We start from the raw sequence: 23,458 nt of genomic DNA, 5'->3' as shown, positions 1-23,458 counted from the left end.
ATTTTAAAGTTTATTCGTTATTTTTATTATCCAGAAAAATAATATAAATTTTAGAATTTTATTAAGTGAAAATTAAAAAAACAGCCAAAAAGACTGTTTTAAACTTGCAATGTGTAAATTTCACCTGCTAAATTACCATTCCCTGGTTTTATTCAAAAATCGTATGTACCAGACGGCAATAATATTTTATTACCTCTTATATCTATTCATTTATCAGTGCCTTTAACACGATATTGCATCGAATTATCAACACCTGTAACATAACCATTATAAATTTTTATTTCCCTATCAAGATCACGAGGTTTAAAAGGCTTAATAACTTGGACTTCACTTAACAAGTGCGTAGCATTAGCTTTTTTACGCAGCGAAACAGTTTTTGTTCCTGTCTCATTTAAATTAATGGACGTTCCTTGAACAGATTGTCAAACACCAACGTCAATTCTATACTCTATCGTCTCATCAACATTTATTATTTTTCCTGATTTATTGTCATTTCCGACAAATAAACCTTCTGGTTTAGATTGTTGAAGAACGTCAAAGGTAAACGTTTTTTGTTCATATTTAAAATCGTATCCTATTTTATAAACGTTTATTTTAATATTTTGATTTTTTAAATCGTCAAAATTATATAAATACACCAAAGTGTGATTGTCATAATTTTCAATACTTTTTATAAACGCGCCTTCAACAAAAATATTTTCGTTATTTAAATCGACTTTTTCGTTTTTATTTATTTTTAAAATATATGAACTTTTGCTATTTGTATGTTTTTCAATAGTTAAATTAACACTTTTTATATTACTGTTTTCTAACTTTGGTAAAAAGTATTCGTATTTAACCATGTTCATTTCAGGGTTTCTTTTTGCGTATGGATTACTTCTTTGTTGAAACATTTTTTCGATTACATTTTTAACAGTAGGTTCAAATTGTTTGGTATAAGGTGTATGTAATTGTAAGATATTATTATTTGTCTTTAACATTAATTGTTTATTAATTATTTTTTTAATATCTTCTTCGCTAGTAATAAAATTATTTAATTTATACGCTCTGTATTTTTGACCCATTTGATTAAAAGGGAATCTATTATTATATTTCCGATTTTGAATTTTCAAATCATAATCATTGACCAAAAAATAATTGTAATTTACATCCCGACCTAATTTTTTAGCCCCTCAGGTAGCATCCACATGATATCAACCATCATCAAGCTCAATCATATTCCAAATATGTTTTTCACTGCCTACATCTCCTGTTAGTAAAATATTTGGAATTTTTAACTCATCCATAAACATTTTAAATCCTTTAGCATATCCAGTACATACACTTGCTAAACCAATAATTGCTGAATAAGCAGTTTGATCATCACCTAAATATTGCCCTTCTTGATATCTAACATTATTACATAATCATTCATAAGCTTTTAAAGCTCTTTGCAAGGGACTTAAATGATGTCAGCTTTGCGATAATTCTTTAACCCTTTTAAGCGATTGGTTGTATTCAGCGATATTTTGGCTTTGTTTATGATTTCAAATTTTAACCTTTAATTGATACAATCCGCCTTGGTATTCGCCTCATACTTCAACATTTTTTTCTTTATCCGTATCATTAAACCCTTTTATAGTGTTGTCATTGACATACACCAGTCCCGTGTCTTTATTTAAATTGTTTTTTAATTCATAAACAACATCGTTAGGATAATAAATTCTTACATACCATTTAACACCTTCAACAGGTTCGTTTTGTTTGTCTAACAATTCAAGTTTTAATTCTTGATCTTTTATTAATTCTTCTGCATTTTTACCAAAATGATAATCAGGCTGTGAATAATAATTAAAACCAGTGTGGCGTGCACTCAAAATAGCGTTATTAATTTCTGAATTTTCTACTTTTGGTATTTGCAAAACTAATTCTTGTTTTGGATCGTTCTTTAATGGTTTAGAGGAATCGGTATTTAGTTCTTGTTTTTCAGATTTTGAGACATTATTAGCTTCATTTGCTTGCAAATCAGGTTTAATAGTGGGATCTTTGATTTTTATTTCGCTTGTAACTGGCGATGCGGGAGTTAATTTGGTTAAGGGGTGAGTTAGCTGTTGCGTTTGTTTCTCAGTCTGGTCGGACATTGTTTCACTTTGACTTGGTTTAGTGGTTTTATTAGCGGTTTCGTGTTCTGTAGATTGGTTTGAACTAGGTTTACTTAGTGATTGCACTCTTTTTTTATCGTTGTTTGTTTCAGATGTTTTTGAGATTGCATTATTTGAATTGCTTGCTACATCTTGCTCACTTAGTTGTGATAAATTTTTACAAGATACTAGTTGAGTTGAACAAATAGCAATATTCGCACTTAATATAAAACCAAAACCAATTATTTTATTTTTCTTCTTCATATTGATAATTTAGTCCTTATTTATAATTTAATTATATTTAATTGTAACTAAAATAAAAAGATGATTTTCAATATTAAAACTTTAGCAAAAGTAAGAATGCAAGACTAAACAATTAGAAAATTAATTGATAATATAACATAATTTTAAGTAGAAAACTTTATAAGACTTATATAAACATTTCTTAAACTTTAAAAATTTAGAATTTTAAATTTACTTTATAATTGACCTAGTAGATTTGGAGTCACAATGACTAAAAACAAAAAACTAAAAATTCTTTTTATTGGCGATATTTTTGGCCAACCAGGTATTGATATCCTCGCACAACATTTACCAGCACTAAAAAATGAGCACAAAATAGATATAACTATTGCACAGTGTGAAAATGTAACTGAGCGTAAAGGTTTTATAAAGCGTGATTATGACCAATTGAAAACTATCGGCGTTGATATTTGTACTCTTGGTAATCACGTTTGAGCAGAAGAAGGTATTTTCGAAATAATTCATAATCCAGATATTATTAGACCGTTAAATATAGACAAATCATATGCGGGTCAAGGAACTAATATTTTTTATTTAGATAAGGGTGTAAGTCTAAGAGTAACATCCCTGATGGGAATAACATTTAATAAGTTAATGAATCCTTGAAAAGATGAATATGCCGACAACTTCTTTGATGCAATGGACATTATAAAATATAGTGCCGAACCTGCTGACTTTCACTTTGTTGATTTCCATGCTGAAACCACGAGTGAAAAAGCAGTATTAGCACTATATTTAGATGGAGACGTGGATGCTGTCTGTGGCACTCATACACACGTTCAAACTAATGATGCAAGATTGCTACCTAAAAATACTTGCTTTATAACCGATGTTGGAATGACAGGACCTCATAATTGCGCAATCGGAGCAAATTATAAAGAGGTCTATGAAAATATGCGCTTTAGAGCAAAATCTAGATATCAAGTCTCTCCTAATTCTTGCCAACTTAATGCAGTTGTAATCGAATTGAATACAATCAATAAACATAAAAACAAAATTATTCCAATTAAAATTGATCCTAAATAATATTCCTACACACATGAACTTTGTGTGTATTTTATTTTTGAATTTTAACTATAAACCTATCTTATTAATTTAGGTTAATTGCACTTATTTAATAGTAATGTCTATTGTTTAAGTATAAATCGTTATTTTAAAATAAAATAAAACATTGTCAATGACAGGACAATGTTAAATGAATTTAATAATGATTTTGAACACGTTCAAAATTCTTTTTATTTTTTAAATTGTAGTACTCTATAATTTCATCATCGGTATAACCCAAGATTTTTGCACATCCAAGTGCTAAAGCAATAAGCTCGCTAATAGTTTCTTTTGATATATTTATTGTAGTATCACTTGCGATACGAAAAATTTCTAAAATTTGGTCTGTCGGGAATTTAGAAACAATTTTAGGTTCTATGATTGGATCTACATTCAACTTATACCCATATGATCCAAGAAAATGTAAAACATCAGCAAATTCCTCTAAAACAGCAGCTTTATCTACTGTTTTGTGTTTTTTTCAGTATTTAAAACACTGAATTTCATTAGCGAATTCAGCAGTTTCAACAAGTAAAGCTAGAAGTCATTTTGCTTTATATTCCTCAGGCATAACGTGTTTAAGGTCTTCACGCGAATTGATTGCTTTATCTAGTTCAGCTTGCATTTTAAAAATATGTGAGAAATTCATTTTCTACTCCTAAATATTTCTATAAGGTTGCTCTAAATAAACGGCGTTTATCTTAATGTTTTTGAATTTTGTTTGTAATTGTTCAGAAATATCACCAACAAAAACTTGTTCAACTAAATGCGGTATTTCAAGAATTTTAACATTATGTTCTTGAAACATAATTCAGTCCGACCATTTTATATCACTAGTTATAATTAATTCAATGCCTTCTTCACTTAATTGGCGGGCAAGTGACGATGATCCCGACCCTGCTAAAAAAGCGATTTTTGAGTATTTTTGTGTGTAGTTGCCAGCATTTGTACGAAATGAGTGAAGATTTAACTTTTTAGATAATGCATCAATAATTTCATTAACGCTCAAACTTGTAGATATTAGGCAGGGATAATTTTGTTGGTATTTTAGTACGTAATTTTGCAAATCTAAATAGCGAGCAATTTGAAATGAGGTAGACTGAGAAGAATTGTCGTAATTAGTATGAAGAGAAAGTACACTAATGCCATAGCGACGTAATTTTGATAGAATTTTTATCTTGTAGGGTGCTAATTCAAAATCGTCAGACCATAACTTCGCAAATTTAAATGGATGATGAACTACTATTAAATTCGCCTGCAATTCAATCGCTTTTTGAACAACTTGTGAATTTAAATCAATAGCTACAACAACTCCTTTGAGAGAAGAATTTAATTTAGTTTTAACACTTAAACCACTATAATCTCAGGGTTCTTGTCATTCTAATGGGTATTTTTCAAGTAAAAAAGAAACTATTTGACTAACTGTCATTATCTAAAAAAATCCTTTAGATGTTTTCCTTTTTTGGTGCAGTTTTTTAACTTGCGTAAAATTTTGTTTTCAATTTGGCGAATACGCTCTTTTGAAACATTACGCTCACGGGCTAATTCTTCAAGCGGTGTGATGTTGTATTTTTCTCCGTTTTCATCATAACCGACGCCAAATCGCTTGCAAATAAGTCTTCGTTCGTCAGAGTCTAATGATTCACGTAAAATTTCATTCAAAATATCAACTAATTCTTCCTGCGATGCATAATCAGTTGGATTCACCACACTTTCATCTTTGACAAAGTCAGAAAATGAAGAGTCGTTTTCTTTTCCGATTTGTTTATTCAAAGAAATAGGATCAATGTTGATGCGACGGATATTACGAACTTTTTCGGCATCAAAGCCTTGGCCAAAACGACTTGCTACTTCTTCATCTGTTGGTTCTGTCCCGTTTTCTTGGTGTAATTCGCGCTCAATCTTAGCTATCTTATTTATTGTTTCAACCATGTGAACAGGAACACGAATGGTGCGTGCTTGGTCAGCAACAGCACGCGTAATTGCTTGACGGATTCATCAGGTAGCATAGGTAGAAAACTTAAATCCTTTACTTACATTGAATTTTTGCGATGCTTTTAATAAACCGGCATTACCTTCAGAAATCAAATCAATAAAGCTTAATCCGCGATTTTTGTATTTTTTAGCATTATTTATAACTAAACGTAAATTATGTTTAATTAACTTATCACGAGCCCTTTTGCCTCTAAAGCCTCCTTTTTCCATTTCGAAAGCTAGTTTTTCTTCTTCTTCTTTATTTAATAATTTTCCATACTTACCAATTCAACGCATGTATCACTTAACAATATCGTTGGTTTCGCTTAGTTTGTTGATTAATTTATGAGGGTTGACATCATCAGAATCTTTGCTTAAATCAATTTCCTCATCGTCATAATTTTCAATCTCTAAATCATCATCGGTAATTGACTTGGCAGATTTGCGTTTCGATTCTTTTTTGACTTCTTTTACTTCTTTTTTCTCTATTATTTCATCTTCGTCATCTTCTGCGTAACTTGAATCGTCTGAATATTCATAATCATCGCTAAATGAATATTCTGATGAATAATCATCATCATAATCACCTAAATCAATGGCGCTTTCTAATTCGTCGTACTCTTCTTCCTCTTCATTTGAACGAGATTTTTTGAAAACTTGTTCTTCGTCAGTATTATCCGAGTTGTCATAGTCTCCATTTTCATTAATTTCTACCATGAAATCTTCGACATCACTAAAATCATCATCCCCCAGGTCTGTATCATCAAGAATCAAACCTCTTTGATGAAGTTCTGCAAGAACCTCATCCATTGAATCATCTGGTATTTCCACCTTAATCTCGTCTAAATATTCATAAACTTGTGCTTGCGATAGAGATTCGATGTTGTTGCTTTTAGCGTATTTCGAAATTAGTTTTATCACTGATTCATATTCTTTTTTAGCCATTTTTTCTCCTTATTTCTTATTTTTTGAATTAAAACTATTTTTTGAATTTATTGCATGGTCGCTAAAAACTGCTGGCAACTTGTTGGCACGGTCACTAAATTCGGGCGTTGCCGTCTCCATAGCGTATCTGCGAAAACTTTCGTTTTGAGCGTTGCGGTAAGCAAAATTAAAATTTTCTAATAAATTGTTGTAATTTTGTTCTGTATTGCGGTAAAAATCTTGTGTATAAGAATCGAATTCTTGCCGTTTTTGGTCATTGGGTGCTAAAATTTTTTTAACGTATTCCAAATCGCAATCGGGTTGAGTTATTAAATCATAAACCTCGCTTTTGTAGTCTTTGAATACCTTTAAGTATAATTTCCCTTCATTCGAATTAGCTCGTTGAATAAAAAGCTCTCGCAAAGATGGATGTTCCAAAATTGCATAAAATAATCGATCAATCCAACTTAGAGACTCTGTTTTTTGCTCACTTGCTAAATATGGTTTTTGGGGCAGTTCATGTTGATAAATATAATTATCTTCAACAAATGCTTGATTAGTATAAAAAGATTGGGTAAATTCATTAGTATAGTCAGCATTATATGAGTGTTTCTGTGTGTTTTTGGACAGATTAATATTGATTGCAGGATCAAAACTAAATTCATTTTTAATTCTGTCAATGTAATAATTTCTTATGTTTTGATTGCAGACATTGATGTATTCAAAAAAACTATCCACAAAATTACTAATGCTGTCTAGATTATTAGAAGAATCAGGCTGCAAATTATACTGATGTTTAAAATAATCATAAATAAAATCGGTTGCAAGTTGCGCTTTATCAAGCATAGTTTGGATATATTCGATTCCATATTTTTTGATAATTTCATCAGGATCAAGTCTTGTTTGATTTTTAACTATATGAACATTAATATTTTTCGATAGTAAAAATTTAGCATTTTTTAAAGAAGCGCTTTGACCCGCTTGATCACCATCTAAAAATAAAATAATATCTTTGTTATGCAAGAATTTCAAATGATTATTAGTCAATGACGTACCCATAAGAGCCACAACATTGTCTTTACCAATTTTATACAATGCTATAACATCAAAAAATCCTTCGACAATAATTAATCGTTTTTGTTCATGTGTCGCATCCTTAGCTCTTCAATAGTTATAAAGCAATGCATTTTTCTGAAATAGTGTCGATTCTGAGCTATTTATATACTTTGGCTTAGCATCTTTGTCTAAGGAACGGGCGCTAAAACCCACTACTTTCCCTTGGTCGTCCCTAATAGCAAAAGTAACGCGATTGTCAAATGTTGGAGCTAAAGTGTCGACATGTATTAGTCCTGCTTTTGCAAAAATGAGTGGTTTTTCATGAATTTTAGAACCAAAAAACTCCGTAAATACCCTCGCTTCGCAGTAGCCAATATCAAAATTATTTAACAAATCTGTGTTCAGGTCACGAGAGAGAAAAAAATTATTCAAGGTTGTGTTTTTTAGTTTTTTAAAATTTATCTTAAAAAATGAATTCACCTCTTCATTAAGTTCGGTAACTTCTAAATCGAAGGCGGAATAGCGCGAAGGCTCTGTCATAAATAATGTATTGTCATAATCTAAATTTAACTCATTAGCTAAATATTTAAGTGAATCATATCAAGAAATTTTTTTAAATTTAGAGACAAATTTAATAACATCGCCACCAACCTGACATACAAAGCACTTAAATATTTGCTTGTTGCGATTAATAGTTAGCGACGGATTTGAATCGTCGTGAAAAGGACATAAACAAACATAACTTTGGCCTTTTTTGACCAAAGTAACGTGCTTGCTAATTTCATCAACAATATCAAGTTGTGAAAGAATTTCATCTTTTAAGGATTGCAAATTATCTGTGTTCATAATTAAATATGCATTATTAAATCTGTAATTTTAATTCTTTTTTGTTCCATTGTATCGCGATCACGAACTGTTACGCATTCATCTTCAAGGCTGTCAAAATCGACAGTGATGCAAGTTGGTGTCCCTATTGCATCTTGCCGACGATAACGTTTTCCAATTGATGCCGTTTCATCAAAAATTGCATCAATACCTCGGCTTAATAAATCATCATAAATTTCGGATGCTTTTGGCGATAACTTTTTAACAAGAGGTAAAACAGCTACTTTATACGGAGCGATTTTTTTATCTAGTCGTAAGACAATCCGTGTATCTTCATCAATTTTTTCTTCATCGTATGCTTCAATTAAAACAGCAAACATTAAGCGGTCTAGACCCATTGATGGTTCAATAACGTGCGGGATGTATTTTTGATTTGTATTCGGATCTAGGTATTCTAAACTTTCGCCAGTTGCTTTTTGATGGGCGCTAAGATCAAAATTTGTACGATTAGCTACCCCTAATAATTCCCCCCATCCAAAAGGAAATCTATATTCGATGTCAGTAGTCGCTGTCGAATAGTGAGAAAGCTCTTCTTTTTCATGAATCCTTAAACGAGTATTTTCATTACTTAAACCCAGTATTTGCGTGAATTTTTGAGCTCTATTGACATAGTATTCAAATAACTCATTAGCTTGTTCCGGGGCACAAAAAACTTCAAGTTCCATTTGTTCGAATTCGCGAGTTCTAAATATAAAGTTTCCCGGCGTCACCTCATTACGAAAACTTTTGCCCACTTGACCAATACCCATTGGCATTTTAGCGCGCATAGCTCTTTGCACATTTTTGAAATTAACCATTATTCCCTGAGTTGTTTCAGGTCGTAAATAAATTTTTGATTTTGTTTCCTCTGTCACACCTTGTTTTGTTTCAAACATTAAATTAAATTTACGAATTTCACTTCATTTCGCTTTTGAACCCTCATATTCAGTTAGATTCTTATCCAAGAATTCTTTCATTTGCGAAAAAGTTAATGTTTCAGCAACAATCGTTGAATCAATTTGTTCAATTAACTTATCAGCACGGTATCTTTTGCCATTTGTTAAATTTTCAATTAAAGGATCATTAAAATTAACAACATGTCCTGAAGTAACCCATACTTGTGGATTCATTAAAATTTTAGAGTCTAATAAAAAATTATTTTTTTCTCCTTGAATAAAAAAGCGTTTTCAGGTAGCCTCAATGTTATCTTTTAACATAGCTCCAAGGGGACCATAATCTCATGTGTTAGCTAAGCCGCCATAAATTTCACTTCCTTGAAAAACAAAACCCATTGTTTTTAAATGGGTAATTAGGGTTGTAATATTTTTGTCTTTATTCAGCATGACTGCATCCCCTTATCATAAAAAGTTAAATTAAAATTTAATTAGTTTTAAGTGTACCAAAATTGCAAAAACAATTAATGCAATTAAAAGAATTGTTAAAAATACCGAAGCAACTATTCATCATTTTGATTGTGGTAAATTTCTATACTTGTGTTGGATTGGTTTTTGATGTTTTTCTAAAACGTGTACTTCAGGTAAATATTCAGTCACATAAATAACTGATTCTTCTTCCATTTTTTGAATAGGATTAAATTCAACGTTTTCTAATTCTTTTTCCTTAGTGGTTTTATTTAGTTCTAAATCTTTTTGCGGATTAGACTCTATTATTTCGATTGCTGGTTGCGGCTCTTCAATTCGACCTAAATCAATTTCTGCCGTATCAACTTCATCGGCTAGTTCAATATCACTTACCATAACACTGTCTTGCTCGATTTCAACTTCGGCTGAACTTAAAATGACATATTGGTATTCATGTAGTGGCACAAATGTCACAAATAATGTATCACTCAGCACGTATGAAGTCTCATAAGAAATTGAATTTTTAGAAGCGCCATCTTCAAAATAAGCGGCAGTTGTTGGTAAATCTTTTGCTGTATAGTCAATGCATAAAAATTGCATTATTAAACTTGAATCTAATTTAAAATTTTCAAACAATTTAGCAGTTTTATCTCTAAATTTATAAACCGGAATAGTTAATAAATCTTCAATTAAACTCGTAACATTGGCAAAATTTGCCTTAACCCTAAAGTATTCATCCTGACTTACTTGATAATGTTTTGTATTGTTTTTAATATTCTCTATTTTTTGCACATATGATTCAAAAGAGTTTAATATTTGTTCTTGAGTAAGTTCAGTGAAGTATTTTGGTTCCACCCTTGTAATTATTCTTTTATTCATTTCGCTACCCTTAAAATTAGTTAAAAAATATTGCATTTAATACTTTAATTATATATTAAATTTCTATTTATTTATTGATAAATAAAAATTAGCGAAATACATTGAAAAATGAGCATAAAAGTAAAAATATGTTTCCTTATTGTTTATAAAAAATATCATTTAGATAAAAAATAAACAAAAACTTCACTTTCTTTATATAATTAAATTATGAATAAAAAAGGTGATATTTTATTTGGAAAAGTAATTCACGTTTGTAGTGAAGGAATCACTGTTTTAACAAACAAAAAATATGTTTTTGAAATACCAAAAAAATTTGTTACAGATTGAACAGGCAAAAACCTTTATAGTGACTTCAAGCTCCGTGATCGCATTAATTTTTATGTTGAAGAAATTGATAACACTAATAAAACTGGGATTGGTAATTTTAAGATTAACCACAGCTACTATGCACGCTCTCCTTATGCCGAAGAATTACGTGAAACTAAACATGGCTTTACTAAATTAAAAGAATCAATTAAAAGGGAAATAACTTCTTGAGAACAGAATAATAGAGGTTGCTAGTGTCAAAGTTATTGCTTAAAGCGTATAATTACTACCCCGATTTTAGCAATGAAAATATTGCTAAAATCGGTACAGAAATTATTGACGGCATCAAATTCAAAACTGTTGATGGTTTTGAAAATTTTGGTTTTCATGAGCTAGCTCTAAATTTCAGTAATCAAAACATTGAAGAAATTAAAAAACTTGCAAAAAATATTGTAAGCACTAAAACTACTGACATAATAATTTTTACTGATTTACGCACCGAACAAAATTATCGCTCAGGATATGAATTTGTGTATAGTAATGATTTATTACTTGAGAACAAAATACGCTTTCACTTCATTCTATCTGACAGTCCACAATATGTTTGATTTCAACGTTTTGAATCGCTTAAAATGCACTTAAACTGAGAGACGACAAGTTTTATTTTTGCTAAATTACACACATTTAATACTGAATTTATTGAATATATAAAAATTATTCTCAATTACTTGCAACAACACCATGGATATTGACGAACGCTAAATAAAAGCTATTTAATCGGAAAGGAAAACGTAGAATTACAGCTAGATTTTATTGAAATTAGTGAAAATAATAAGCTAATTAGTCCCAATATTTTAGAGCCCCGATACGCCTTTTTTGCGGAAATAAATTTACTGCTTTTATTTTTAAAAGGTGTTGATATAGCCAAGGTTTTGCAAGGTTACGTGAGTGGTTCCAATGATTTCACTTCAAATTTAATAGGTTTAAATCAGGCACTTCAGTATGCATATATTTGCTCGATTTTGGCAAATGACAAAAAAAGGTCTCTCCTAATTAGCAGTGATCCGGCAATAAATTCAGTACTAACTCTGTACTCTAAATTGAAAAACGAGCAATATATAAATAAAAACAGACTGTGTGCAACAATGCAATTCCCTGAACATATATACACATATGCTCCATACACAATTGCGATGAGTAATATTTATTATGCAACATTTGTACAATTAAATTCACAAAGGCACGACTATCGAATTACCCCAGAATTAAGTATCAATGATGGAGTAGGCAAATTTAAACAAAATCGCCTGAGCGAATTTAATCACAGAAATAACGATGGAATTGTTACGACATTATCATCTGTTGCGAATGTTCCGCTTGCACACATTATACTCGAACAAAACGGAGAAATAGAACTGGGGATTTTAGTCGCTTTTTTTTACTGGTCTAATATTTTTGAAGCATATTTAAACAAAATAAACCCTTTTGAAATTTAAGGAGAATTATGAAAACTATAAATCTTAATTTGAAAAACGCAATAAATACTGAGGTATTCGACCGATACCAAAGTAGGATATCTAAAATACATGACGCTATTTATAGTAAAAGTGTTGTTGAAAGAGATTGATTAGGCTGGCTTGATTTACCGACAAAATTAAATAATGATGAATACAAATCAATGCAAGAACTAGCTAAAAAATGAAAAAATATGAGAGTTGAAACTGTTGTAGTAATTGGTGTGGGTGGTTCATACTTAGGAGCGGCTGCGGGATATGAGTGACTTTATGCGACACCATCAATAAAAAAACCGGATATTGAATTAATTTTTAGTGGTAATAACGTAAGTGCTGAGACACTTGTGTCTCAATTAAATTGTGTTGAAAATAAACATTTTGCAATTAATGTTATTTCTAAGAGTGGAAAAACACTCGAAACAGCAATTGCTTTTAGAGAGTTTAGAAAATTATTAGAAACAAAAATTGGCGCAGCTAAGGCTAAAGAGTTAATAGCAGTAACCACTGACGCTAAAAACGGTATATTATACGAAATGGCAAAAACGAGGGGTTATACTAGATTCATAATTCCTGATGATGTCGGCGGGCGTTTCAGTGTTTTATCCCCAGTTGGTTTATTCCCCTTCATGTGTGCAGGCTTGAATACAGAAAACCTACTCAAGGGTGCACAAGATGCATTGCGCGAATATGCTCATCCTTCCTTAAAAAACAATGATGCATATGCGTATGCATTAGCACGTTATATCCTCTCTAAACGTGAATTTTCACTTGAATTACTAATTTCTTATGAACCGAAAATGCGTTTATTCCAAGAATGATGAAAACAACTTTTTGCTGAAAGTGAAGGAAAAAATGGACGTGGTCTTTTTCCGGCTTCTTCGCAATTTTCAACCGATTTGCACTCTTTAGGTCAATTCATCCAAGATGGAGCAAGAATACTTTTCGAAACAACACTATTTGCAAAAAAACCAGTGCAAGACTTAACTTTACTAACAGATTCACAAAACGAAGATAAGATAGCTTATTTAGATGGTAAATCTTTACACAAGGTGAATTGAGCTATATTTGAAGCTAGTTTGCAGGCTCACCACGAAAGCTCAAATATACCAAATATTGTTATTGAATTTGAGAAAATGGACGAATATAACCTTGGTTACCTATTTCAATTTTTCATGTTAGCCTTAACTATGTCCGCCTATCTTTTAGGTGTTAATCCTTTTAATCAACCTGCCGTTGGTGTTTATAAGGCTAATATGGCTAAGACCTTATCTAAAATTTAGTTAATCATAAATTAAAAATTATTAATAAATACTTAGCTAGACAAAAATTCTCGCTAAGTATTTATTTTATTAAAACTTCCTAAGCAACAAATATTTGGAAAATAAAATTTTGTCCAAAAAATAGTTTAAGTGCACAATGTCTACTCGGATACCTTTTTTTAAATAATTATTTTGTTATTAAAAATTTATATGTATAATTAAAAAGCACCGTAAATGCAGAATATTGTTCTATTAAGTTATACGGCACCATAGCCAAATGGCCAAGGCATAGGTCTGCAACACCTTGATTACCGGTTCGAGTCCGGTTGGTGCCTCCAATATTGCGTCCGTAGCTCAACTGGACAGAGCGCTTGGTTACGGCCCAAGAGGTTGTGGGTTCGACTCCTGCCGGACGCGCCATATGTAAATTACACCTTTAAAATCGCAAATGCGATTTTTTTATTTGAATATGCAGATTATTGATTACAGTCGAAATTTATAATTAAACTCGTTTTCTATTTATTTGTAAAAAATAGTAATAATTTTTAATTTTTTTCTTTTTATTTTTAAATATGGTGATAAAATTAATCAGTAACTTTTTTGTTACAAATGTTATCCTTTTTTCGATATTTTTTATACACCCTTGAACGACTAGAAATAGTTGATTTTTTATTTATATATAAAAACACGATGTAAAATCGTGTTTTATATTTTCTGCGGTATAGAAATTCCAAGTAATCTTAATCCATTTTGTAGAACAGTACTTGTGGCCTTAACGAGTGCGAGGGCGTTTTCTTGGTCTGATCTTTCGATGATTTTATCTGTGTTTGAATATCAAGAGTTAAATTCCTTAGCGACCTTAATAATATACTGAGTTAATATATTTGTTGCTAATTTATCTACTGATTTATCAATAATTTGTGGAAATTCCATAAGTAATGATGAAAGCTTTAAATCGGGAGTTGATGAATAATCTGATGCAATCAAAGTTTTTTTTGTTGCGCCAGCTTTTTCAAGTAACGCCAAGGCACGAGCATTAGCGTATTGTACTAAAAAAGCTGGATTATCATTTGTTTTAGCGGTTGCTAAATCAATATCAAAATCAAGTTTAGTATTCGTTGTTCTATCTAATAGGATAAAACGTGCTGAATCGCTCCCTACTAAATCAATAAACTCACGTAATCAAAAACTAGTTCCACGACGTTTGGACATTTTAAACTCTTCACCATTTTTAATTAAACGCACTAGCTGCATACATAAAACAACTAATTTATCAGGATTATTACCGATATTTTTCATCGCCGACTCCATACGCTTAATGTACCCTGAATGGTCTGCGCCTCAAATATTTAAAATTGTTGGATTGTCTCCATTTGAATGAAATTTATGATCGTGATAAGCAATATCAGGTAAAAAATAAGTATATGTGCCATCAGATTTAATTAAAACACGATCTTTGTCATCGCCGTCTAGGGTAGTTTGAAGTCATAAAGCACTGTCTTTAACGTAAGTATTTTTAAGTTTTGCGACAGTATCTTTAATAGCTTTAGAATCCTCGTTATATAGAGTTTTTTCACTGAAAAAACGATCAAAATACACATTAAAACGTGATAAATCTTGTTTAACAGCACTCATAAATAGTTCAGTTGATCTATTTTTAAAATATTCTAATACTTCCCCATTCAATGATGAATTTATAAATTTATCACCTGATTCATTGTAAATTTGTTCTGATGCTCAAATAATATCATCTCCACGATAGCATTCCTCAGGCATTGGGAAATTCTGATCAAATTTTTGCTGATAACGAGCAAAAACGCTTTGGGCTAAAACGTTTATTTGATTACCTGCATCATTAATATAATATTCACGTGTAACGCTTAAACCGCTAAATTCACAAATATTAGCAATAGTTGAGCCAATAGCTGCATTACGCGCGTGACCGACATGCATAAACCCAGTTGGATTAGCCGAAACTCACTCAATATTGATATTTCCGCGTTTTTGCCCGCGACCGTAATTTTCTCCAAGCTCAATTATTTGATTAATACCAGAGACAATTGATGATTCTGCCAGCAAGAAATTAATGAAACCTGGTCCTGCTACCTCAATTTTAGCAATATTTAAGCGAGACAAGTGGGGTTGTAATAATTCGACAATTGAATTAGCAAGGTCAATAGGATTACCTAATTCCTTGTTGCCCATTGCCATATTCGTTGTGAAATCCCCATGGTCTTTAGGTTGAATTAATACTACCTGACGCTTAATATTTAATTTTGAAGCAATTTCAACTAATTGTTGGTGCAATAAATTTTTAATCTCTGATTTTGTCATAATTTTCATTATACTAAAATAACAAAAAATCACTCTAAAAAGTTATTAACCTTTAATCTAATATTCAGTCTTTTTTTACTGAAAACTCAATAAAAAAACCTCGAAATGAGGTTAAAATAAACTATTATTTTCTTAGGTTTAATTCTGCTAAAGCTTTTGTGTAAAGATCGAAGTTTTCTTGTTTTAAATGTGCTAAAAGAATACGACGTTTTGTAATTTTAGCTAAAAATCCACGACGTGAGTGATTGTCTTTTGGATTGTTTTCAAAGTGTTTTTTCAAATCTTCAATTTCAGCCGTTAAAATTGCAATTTGCACAAATGAATTACCTGTATCTTTAGCATCTTTACCATATTTAGCTACTAATTGAGCTTTTTGTTCTTTAGTAATCATAATAACTCCTTTATTATGTTTTGTCCAAGCGCAAAATTTTAATTCTGACCTAGAACAAAAATTATTTATTTAATTACAAGGTCTATTTTAACATAAGTTGAAAAAAACGTTCAAAATAAATTATATATTGTTATTTTTTGCTTAAATAAATAAAATACTCCTTAGCTCTTTCTACGTCATCAGGATTAATTTTTTCTTGTGAGTTTGGATAAAAAGGTCTTAAAAATGAATTAATCGTTATTTTCGACTGATGCTTTTTATCTGAGGTTCAAGTAAAGTCAATCATTTCAATAACTCGTTCATTGTTCGAATGAATAGTTAACAAACAGTAATAATACATATTGGCGATTTCAATATTGGCACAGTACACTCCTGGTCTCATTTTCGCTAGATTAGCTCTAAAATCCAGTTTTAAACGGTTATCTTCTTTTCCGATTAATGCATGAAATCCGTACTTAAAAACAGATAAAATATTTACTAAGTCAATGTCGCCGGCAAATAATGCTTCCTTAATAAATCCGGTTGATACCTTTTGCTCGTTATTCAAACGCATAATTTGAACTGGATGAAAACGGTTTCCGAAGCGATTTTTCAGCGTTTCTATATTGCCATGAGCATTTATCCCATATTTAAAATCAGTACCACTTATTAAATCAAAATCATTTTGTTTTTTAACTAATGTATCTATAAAATTATCTGGCGACATTTGCCGAATAATACTGTATTTTAACTGAACTGCGTATTTTATTCCGATACCAGCAAACGCTTGCAAACGAAATAGTTCATCCGTAAACATAACCGAGTGATTTTTAGGTAAATTTTCAACATCGCTAAAATAAACTATCACAATATCACGTTCTATTTCGCTTTGAGACGCCAATTCTTTTGCACGTTCATATAATAAATTGTGGCCAATGTGGAACGATTCAAAAGAACCAATCATGAAGATTGGTTTTTTTAATTCAACTAAATTACTTAATGTATAAACTGTTAAAGACATATATCAAAAATTATATATTAAATCAGGTTTAACTCTTTTAATTTTAAATAAACATCATCTTCTTTAACGCTTTTAGCAATATCCTTGGCAACCTTTTTTAACTCAGGATCGCACTCTTCCATTGCAACTCCCCACGCAGCATTTTTCACCATTTCAAAATCATTAGAACTATCACCAAAAGCAATAACGTTTTTGCTATTTTTCAGTCCTAAATAATTCGCTAATCAATCGATGGTGTCACTTTTAGTAACATTTTTTGGGCAAATAAACAAGCCTTTATGTCATGTTGAATTAACATCTAAATCTAAATTGTTTTGTTTGATAACTTCTTTAATTTTTGTTACTGTAATTTCTGTGTCTTGCTTATTTTTGCACATAATTGTGATGATGTGTAAGTGGTCTTTATCCATCATATTGAAATCCATAGGTTTCATTTTTGAGTAGTGCGGACTTAAAAATCATGTGTTAATATCAGTACCTTCTGTGTAATAACACCAATTTAAATCAGTGATTGTCATACCGATTGCTTGATCGATATTTTGAATCGCTGAGTGAATTATTTTTAATTCAGAAAGAGCAATAGGTTTTTCATAAATCATTTTTTTTAATTTAAAATCATAGACAAACATTCCGTTTGCGCCGATGAAATAATCTAAGTCTGGGGTGTTTTGAGCGAGATTGCCAATTGTTACAAATTCGCGAGCAGTAGCTAATGTTGAATAAATATTTTTATTCTTTAATTCCTTAAACATTTTAGTAATCGTATCGCTAAAATGAGATTGTGTATATGGCAAAATTGTTCCATCAATATCGAAAGCTGCTAATTTAATTGAATTTTTTAGTGCTTGTTTAGTCATTTTACCCCCCATATTTTTATAATCGATTGCCAAATAATTTAACTACACGAGCAAAACTATTCGCAACCTCAATAATACCTAGAACCTGAGTGCCGTTTTTTTGGTTAGTGATAACGTATTGCCCATCAGTTGTCTCAATTGGCAATAAAAGTCCTTTTTGCAAGACTTTTATTTGGTCGCCACTCAACATTAATGAAGCAACACTCAGTAAAGGCAGGACATTAATTATAGCAACAAAATTATTGTTTACTAATAGATTATTGTTTAATGTGGAAATTTCAGTTCTTTCTAAATCACTCATGTATGAGCATGTATTGAACGCTTGACCAATATCATGTGCTAGCGACCTAATGTAGGTGCCATTTGAGACTTTAAGCTTAACGACCAATTCTTGGGATTGGTAGTTAAATGAAATAAATTGTGCTTCATGAATTTTTATTTTTTGAGCTTTTAATTGAACTTCTTGCTTACGGCGAGCTAAATCGTATGCACGAGTACCATTAATTTTTTTAGCACTAAAAATAGGTGGTATTTGGACATTTTGTGTTCTAAATCACTCTAAAACAGCGTTTAAATCGCTTTCGTTAATTTTATTTTCGCTAGTCTGGGTAATTTCTCCCTCTTCATCATATGTTGAGCGAGCTTGTCCAAAAATGATGCTAGCCTTATACGTTTTTGTTTTATCCTTAATATATGGCAAAAGTTTTGTATCATCATCAGTAGCGAGTAGAAGAAGACCACTGGCCAATGGATCTAATGTTCCGCTGTGGCCTATTTTTTTAATTTTCATTTGACGAGCAAATTTTTTAATGCAAGCAAATGAAGAAATATTTTTAGGTTTGTGTAGTAAATAAAACATAAAGCCTCCTTATAAAAAAATCGCTTAAATAAGCGATAAATGAATGTTTAAGCTACAAAATCATTGATTCCAGGAAATATTTGCTCATCTACACCAGGTAAAACTCAATATTTGCTGTAAAAACGTTTTTTAATTCCTACGTGACGTTTAATTTCTAATTTTGTTCACAAATACATATAAATATAATTTGAACACAACGCTAGAATAATACCGCCGAAAATTAAAATGTAGGCAAACGAGAATGAAATTGGATAGATAAACGCAATCAGAACTACGCCAATTAAAACTAAGATCATTGAGCTATAAATGCTCCGTTTTAAATTCTGGCGCAAACTTATATTTGCAACTTTTTTAATATCTTCCACTTCAACATAATCATTGTGATAAAAATTAGCTAATAATTCCTTGGTTTTAGCAATCAGAACTAATTTATCATTAGTTGAATATAACAACACTGAAGCAACGCCGATTACGATTAACTCATTAATCTCAACACGTGCCACAATAGCAAAAGCAACCAATAAACAAAATTCTAGTAACATTCACAAAGTGATTGAAATTGCGTGTGTTCATTTGTATCTTATTAAAACATAAACAAAAACAATAACAACAGCTGCCAAAAATGCATATAATGAATTTAAAATGAAATTCAATCCTTGTTGCGGACTAACTTGGTATTGTAAGTGATCTAAATTTAGATTTAAACTTGAAGTAATTTCTTTTAATTGCTGGAATTGAGTTTGTGTTAGTAATTCTGGTGTTTTAATAACCACATTATAAAATCCATTTGTATCAATTACGTTTACACTGATTACATTTGTTGCATTTTTAATAATTGATTGATTAATAATTGCATCTTTAATTTGTTGTGCTTGAATTAAACCGATTGGGGAAGTTTCAGTTCCTTGAATTGTAACGTGAGTTCCACCTTTAAATTCTAGCGATAGATTAAATCCTTGGGCTCAATTTCCATTAATTCCGGCAAATATTGCATAAACAACAATTGCTACAATGCAAAAAATTAAAATAGATGTCGCAACTCATTTTGTACTTTTAATAAAATCAAAATCAGATAGTTTGGCTTGGTAACTTGGATGTAATTTTTTACTACGCATTCCAAGTAATCCTGGTTTATTAATAAATGTTTTAGTGTCGACAATAATTAAAGATGCAAAACGAGTAATTAAAATTGTTGCAAACATTAACGATATTACGCTAAAAACGGTGCCGATGCTAAAAGTCCGTAAACTTTGCAAACTGAAGTAAAAGAACATAAAACACATTAATAGCATTAAAATATTCGAATCGAAGAAATGTCCCAATGTACTACGTTTAGTTATCGCAACTGCTTTCCTTATTTTTTCGCCACGATAAAGTTCTTGTTTTAATCTTGAGAACGTTGCTACAATTGCATTAAAACAAACCGCTAAGCCAATTAATATTGAAGCAAGTGCAACAGGTGAATATTCACCACCTAGCCCAACTAGTAATGTTAAGGATAAAAAGGTATATAGAGATAGCGTAATTGAACCTAAAAGTCCAATGAAGGCATAATTAATTAATAGTATAAGAATCATGACAACAAGAATTACACCCGCTGCAATAAATGAAAGAGTGTATGCATAATTAATTTGGGGAGTAGCCGGAATTAAATTTGATGAAATAACACGTAAATCATAATTAGATGTACCAAATGAAATTTCATCTGCTAATTTGTTAGCATCAGATTGAGATAATCTTTGACCATTTGCATCACTTAAGATTGTGAAACTATCGCCGAATTGAAACCTTGATATTGGTTGTTGATTAATTAAAAAATTCTGTGCTTTAATCGAGTGGATTTTTAATAGACCGTTACCTCGTATTAAGTTTGGATCCTCATTGATGTAGACAAATTTATATGGATTACCATCAACCTTTTTTCACTCAGCTGAGTACTCTTTTTGAGCTATCGAAACTAAGGTGTCAAGATTTAATCAAGTTAATAAAACATTGGCCTTAGTATTTTTAGGTGATGCTTCAATTTTTTTGTTTAAGTAATTTTTCAAGTGATTTCACTGAATTTCAGCATCTTTTTTAAAATGTACATTAACTATAAACCCGCCACTTCCAAATCCATTAAAGTTTGGTTTAGAAGACTCAACAGGAGGTACAAATTGTTTTAATCCATCTGGTTTTTTAATCTCTTCTGCTCAATTAACTTTGTTATCAGCGGTCGGTTCAACAAATTCACCATTTCTGAATAGCGGCTGACCATTAATATCTGTAAAAATTAATGTAGATTTTGTAGTAATTAATTTTTCAAATTTTTTGCGATCCTCAAAGTTCAATGCACCAGTTTTTGAGACTCTAATTTTGTCATTTCCCTCAGCAACAACTCTAATATCGTTATAATCACTAGTACTGTTAATTCTAGTTTGAATTGAACGAGCAACCTGTTCAGCTGAGTAATTTTTCTGGTCATTTTGCGATTTATCAATTGAAATCAAAAACTCTTGTCCACCACCATACTCAACTGATTTTTTAATATTTTTAGATGTGTAAAGTGTAGTACCTACCGCAACGGCTGACACACTTGCTGTAACTATAAAAAATGATAAAAATCATCTTTTTCACGTTGTTAAAGTGAAAAAGTTTTTCCAAGTCGATGCTTTAAAAAGCTTTTGAAAGAACCTTTTAATTTTATTCATAAGTTTTCCAATTATATACTACATTATAAAGATTAATATTAATTTATATTATATATTAAATATATATTACGAGCATGTGAATTTTTGCAGAAATTGATGTTGCTTATTTTTTATAAATAACACAGTAAAATACACAAACAACAGGTAATTAATCACTTACCTGTTGCGTATGGCGATAGTTTTCTAATAAATAATTTATGCCGCGGGAAGTTATTTTTCGGCCACGTGGACTTTTTTCAACTAATTTAAAATAGAGCAAAAGTGGTTCGATTTCATAAATTATATTTTCTTTTTGATAATTCAAAATTCCTGAAAGCGAATCTAGTGATGCAGCCTTATCACCAAATGTATCGCAAAGAACCCGAAGATATTCTAAATGCTCTCTATTTAGACCTAATTCAAATAATTCAAGATGCTTAAACGTTTCAAGAACAGTATCTTTCGAAATAATTGTTTCATTTTTATTAATTGAGAAGTCAAATATTCGCTTAATTAAATGAATCGCAACGCGAGGCGTTGCTTTTGAATATTTAGCAACTAAACCTCAGACCTCTTTTTGCCCTATAATATTTAAATTTGATTTGGCACGCATAATTATCTCAACGATATCCTCCTCAGTGTAAGGGTTGAGTCTACCTTGAAACCCGAAACGGTCACGTAGTGGTTGGCTAAGTAAATTAACTTTTGTAGTTGCACCAATTAAAGTGAATGGCTTAAGCGCCATTCTCATTACCTTCGTGTTGCCTTCGGGACCGATAATGATATCAATTTTGTAATCTTCCATCGCCGAATAAAGAAGTTCTTCAACATTTTTGTTTATTGAGTGAATTTCGTCAATAAACACAATATCACCAGTGTTTATTTGTGTAAAAACACTCAAAATATCAGCTTTTTTCTCAAGTAAAGCCCCTTGTAAATAATGGACTTTAACATCTAACTCATTACCTAGAATTGTTGCCAAACTTGTTTTACCAGTTCCGGGAGGACCATAAAATAAAATGTGGTCCAAAGGTTCGTTGCGATGTTTAGCACCAGAAATCATTGTTTGTAAAGTTGTTTTAAGTTTAGGTTGGCCAACAAACTCATTGAAATTATTGGGACGCAAAATTTGAATTTTCATTTTCCATCGATTTACCTGTCATTATATGCATTGCTTGCTCTATGATTGTTTCAACATCATTAGCTGCATCAATAGATGCCATAGCCTCGTCAATTTTATGTGTTTTAAAACCAAGTATTTTTAAAGTTTCCTTAGCTTCTTGAATTGTATTTGCTGCCATTATATTTTGCGATGCCTTCTTAGTATTGATTATTTTACTCCATTTATCACTTAATTCAGCTACGGCTAAGCGTGCAACCTTAGCATTTAAGTACGGCGTTTTAGATATAGCATCTAAATCCCCGAGTGCAATCATTGATGCCATCTTTTCTCAACCATTGTTCAACATATTAAACGCAACCTTTGGTCCTACCCCGTTTAGCGCAATTAAATCAGCAAAAAGTAATCTTTCCTTAAAATCTTTAAATGCATAAGTAGCTTTATAATAGTCGTTATTTATCTCAAATAAATATAATTTTAACTTTGTTTTTGCTTCAACTCTTTCAGAGTTTGGCATAATTAGGTTATAACCAACAGAAGAAGATTCGAAAATTAAATTTGCACCATTTTTATATACTATTTCACCTATTCTATATAGAATCATTCATTTCTCCTTATTATGTA

The 23,458-nt window shown here is 30.9% G+C and carries 19 protein-coding genes and 2 tRNA genes; 6 read left to right on the top strand and 15 right to left on the bottom strand.

The window, feature by feature from the left end:
- Window positions 1-98: 98 nt before the first annotated feature.
- Entirely contained in the window at window positions 99-2,384 is a 2,286-nt protein-coding gene (locus tag MCFN_RS01360; RefSeq protein WP_038561475.1) for an MAG6410 family transglutaminase-related lipoprotein, read from the bottom strand.
- Between the two features lie 246 nt (window positions 2,385-2,630).
- On the opposite strand from MCFN_RS01360, the gene MCFN_RS01355 reads away from it, so the two are divergent.
- Window positions 2,631-3,449 carry a TIGR00282 family metallophosphoesterase gene (locus MCFN_RS01355; protein WP_038561472.1) on the top strand — a complete coding sequence of 273 codons (819 nt, stop codon included), beginning with the start codon at window positions 2,631-2,633 and terminating at the stop codon, window positions 3,447-3,449.
- A gap of 175 nt (window positions 3,450-3,624) precedes the next feature.
- Here the strand turns inward: MCFN_RS01355 and MCFN_RS01350 are convergent, their stop codons facing one another.
- From MCFN_RS01350 to MCFN_RS01325, 6 genes are read right to left on the bottom strand one after another with little or no spacing between them, the layout of a single operon-like run.
- On the bottom strand, window positions 3,625-4,116 hold the full coding sequence (locus MCFN_RS01350; protein WP_038561469.1) for a dUTP diphosphatase: 492 nt from the start codon (window positions 4,114-4,116) through the stop codon (window positions 3,625-3,627).
- 9 nt (window positions 4,117-4,125) lie between these two features.
- Window positions 4,126-4,896, bottom strand: a complete 771-nt coding sequence (locus MCFN_RS01345) for a Nif3-like dinuclear metal center hexameric protein (protein WP_038561466.1) — start codon at window positions 4,894-4,896, stop codon at window positions 4,126-4,128.
- Complete coding sequence (locus MCFN_RS01340) at window positions 4,896-6,386, bottom strand: RNA polymerase sigma factor (RefSeq protein ID WP_038561463.1); 1,491 nt, start codon at window positions 6,384-6,386, stop codon at window positions 4,896-4,898. The genes MCFN_RS01345 and MCFN_RS01340 overlap by 1 nt, the downstream gene beginning before the upstream one ends.
- A 9-nt stretch (window positions 6,387-6,395) precedes the next feature.
- Window positions 6,396-8,267, bottom strand: coding sequence for a DNA primase (gene dnaG / locus MCFN_RS01335; RefSeq protein WP_051604554.1), 1,872 nt, complete (start codon window positions 8,265-8,267; stop codon window positions 6,396-6,398).
- A 2-nt stretch (window positions 8,268-8,269) separates the two neighbouring features.
- Window positions 8,270-9,628 carry a glycine--tRNA ligase gene (locus tag MCFN_RS01330; protein ID WP_038561460.1) on the bottom strand — a complete coding sequence of 453 codons (1,359 nt, stop codon included), beginning with the start codon at window positions 9,626-9,628 and terminating at the stop codon, window positions 8,270-8,272.
- A gap of 30 nt (window positions 9,629-9,658) precedes the next feature.
- A complete protein-coding gene (locus tag MCFN_RS01325) occupies window positions 9,659-10,525 on the bottom strand; it encodes a hypothetical protein (protein WP_144238972.1) in 867 nt (288 codons plus the stop codon).
- Window positions 10,526-10,732: 207 nt separating this feature from the next.
- On the opposite strand from MCFN_RS01325, the gene MCFN_RS01320 reads away from it, so the two are divergent.
- From MCFN_RS01320 to MCFN_RS01300, 5 genes are all read left to right on the top strand, one after another.
- Window positions 10,733-11,086 (top strand): S1 domain-containing protein, encoded by a 354-nt coding sequence (locus MCFN_RS01320; RefSeq protein WP_038561448.1) that lies wholly within the window; start codon window positions 10,733-10,735, stop codon window positions 11,084-11,086.
- The gene (locus MCFN_RS01315; protein WP_038561446.1) at window positions 11,086-12,327 is read left to right on the top strand and encodes a hypothetical protein; all 1,242 of its coding nucleotides are present in this window, start codon (window positions 11,086-11,088) and stop codon (window positions 12,325-12,327) included. The genes MCFN_RS01320 and MCFN_RS01315 overlap by 1 nt, the downstream gene beginning before the upstream one ends.
- Window positions 12,328-12,335: 8 nt before the next feature.
- Window positions 12,336-13,625, top strand: coding sequence for a glucose-6-phosphate isomerase (locus MCFN_RS01310; protein ID WP_038561443.1), 1,290 nt, complete (start codon window positions 12,336-12,338; stop codon window positions 13,623-13,625).
- Between the two features lie 242 nt (window positions 13,626-13,867).
- A tRNA-Cys gene (locus MCFN_RS01305) sits at window positions 13,868-13,942 on the top strand.
- 5 nt (window positions 13,943-13,947) lie between these two features.
- A tRNA-Arg gene (locus tag MCFN_RS01300) sits at window positions 13,948-14,024 on the top strand.
- A gap of 285 nt (window positions 14,025-14,309) precedes the next feature.
- Here MCFN_RS01300 and argS read toward each other — a convergent pair.
- The 8 genes from argS to ruvA all read right to left on the bottom strand — a co-directional run bounded on the left by argS (window position 14,310) and on the right by ruvA (window position 23,438).
- Window positions 14,310-15,938 carry an arginine--tRNA ligase gene (gene argS / locus MCFN_RS01295; RefSeq protein ID WP_038561441.1) on the bottom strand — a complete coding sequence of 543 codons (1,629 nt, stop codon included), beginning with the start codon at window positions 15,936-15,938 and terminating at the stop codon, window positions 14,310-14,312.
- 124 nt (window positions 15,939-16,062) lie between these two features.
- Window positions 16,063-16,329 carry a 30S ribosomal protein S15 gene (gene rpsO / locus MCFN_RS01290; RefSeq protein WP_041103169.1) on the bottom strand — a complete coding sequence of 89 codons (267 nt, stop codon included), beginning with the start codon at window positions 16,327-16,329 and terminating at the stop codon, window positions 16,063-16,065.
- 130 nt (window positions 16,330-16,459) lie between these two features.
- Entirely contained in the window at window positions 16,460-17,329 is an 870-nt protein-coding gene (locus tag MCFN_RS01285; RefSeq protein WP_051604553.1) for an FAD synthase, read from the bottom strand.
- A gap of 17 nt (window positions 17,330-17,346) precedes the next feature.
- A complete protein-coding gene (locus tag MCFN_RS01280; RefSeq protein WP_038561433.1) occupies window positions 17,347-18,186 on the bottom strand; it encodes a YcsE-related riboflavin metabolism phosphatase in 840 nt (279 codons plus the stop codon).
- A 16-nt stretch (window positions 18,187-18,202) separates the two neighbouring features.
- Window positions 18,203-19,045, bottom strand: a complete 843-nt coding sequence (gene truB, locus MCFN_RS01275) for a tRNA pseudouridine(55) synthase TruB (RefSeq protein WP_038561430.1) — start codon at window positions 19,043-19,045, stop codon at window positions 18,203-18,205.
- Window positions 19,046-19,092: 47 nt separating this feature from the next.
- Window positions 19,093-21,735 (bottom strand): protein translocase subunit SecDF, encoded by a 2,643-nt coding sequence (secDF, locus tag MCFN_RS01270; RefSeq protein ID WP_038561428.1) that lies wholly within the window; start codon window positions 21,733-21,735, stop codon window positions 19,093-19,095.
- Between the two features lie 148 nt (window positions 21,736-21,883).
- Window positions 21,884-22,855: a Holliday junction branch migration DNA helicase RuvB gene (gene ruvB / locus MCFN_RS01265; protein ID WP_038561425.1), complete on the bottom strand. Its 972-nt coding sequence runs from the start codon at window positions 22,853-22,855 to the stop codon at window positions 21,884-21,886.
- Entirely contained in the window at window positions 22,827-23,438 is a 612-nt protein-coding gene (gene ruvA / locus MCFN_RS01260; protein WP_038561423.1) for a Holliday junction branch migration protein RuvA, read from the bottom strand. The genes ruvB and ruvA overlap by 29 nt, the downstream gene beginning before the upstream one ends.
- Window positions 23,439-23,458: the final 20 nt, after the last annotated feature.

The sequence above is a fragment of the Mycoplasmopsis californica genome (assembly GCF_000695835.1).
GTDB classification, from domain to species: domain Bacteria; phylum Bacillota_I; class Bacilli_A; order Mycoplasmatales; family Metamycoplasmataceae; genus Mycoplasmopsis; species Mycoplasmopsis californica.
Note: the sequence above shows the minus strand (reverse complement) of the source record. Positions and strands in the feature narration are given on the sequence as shown.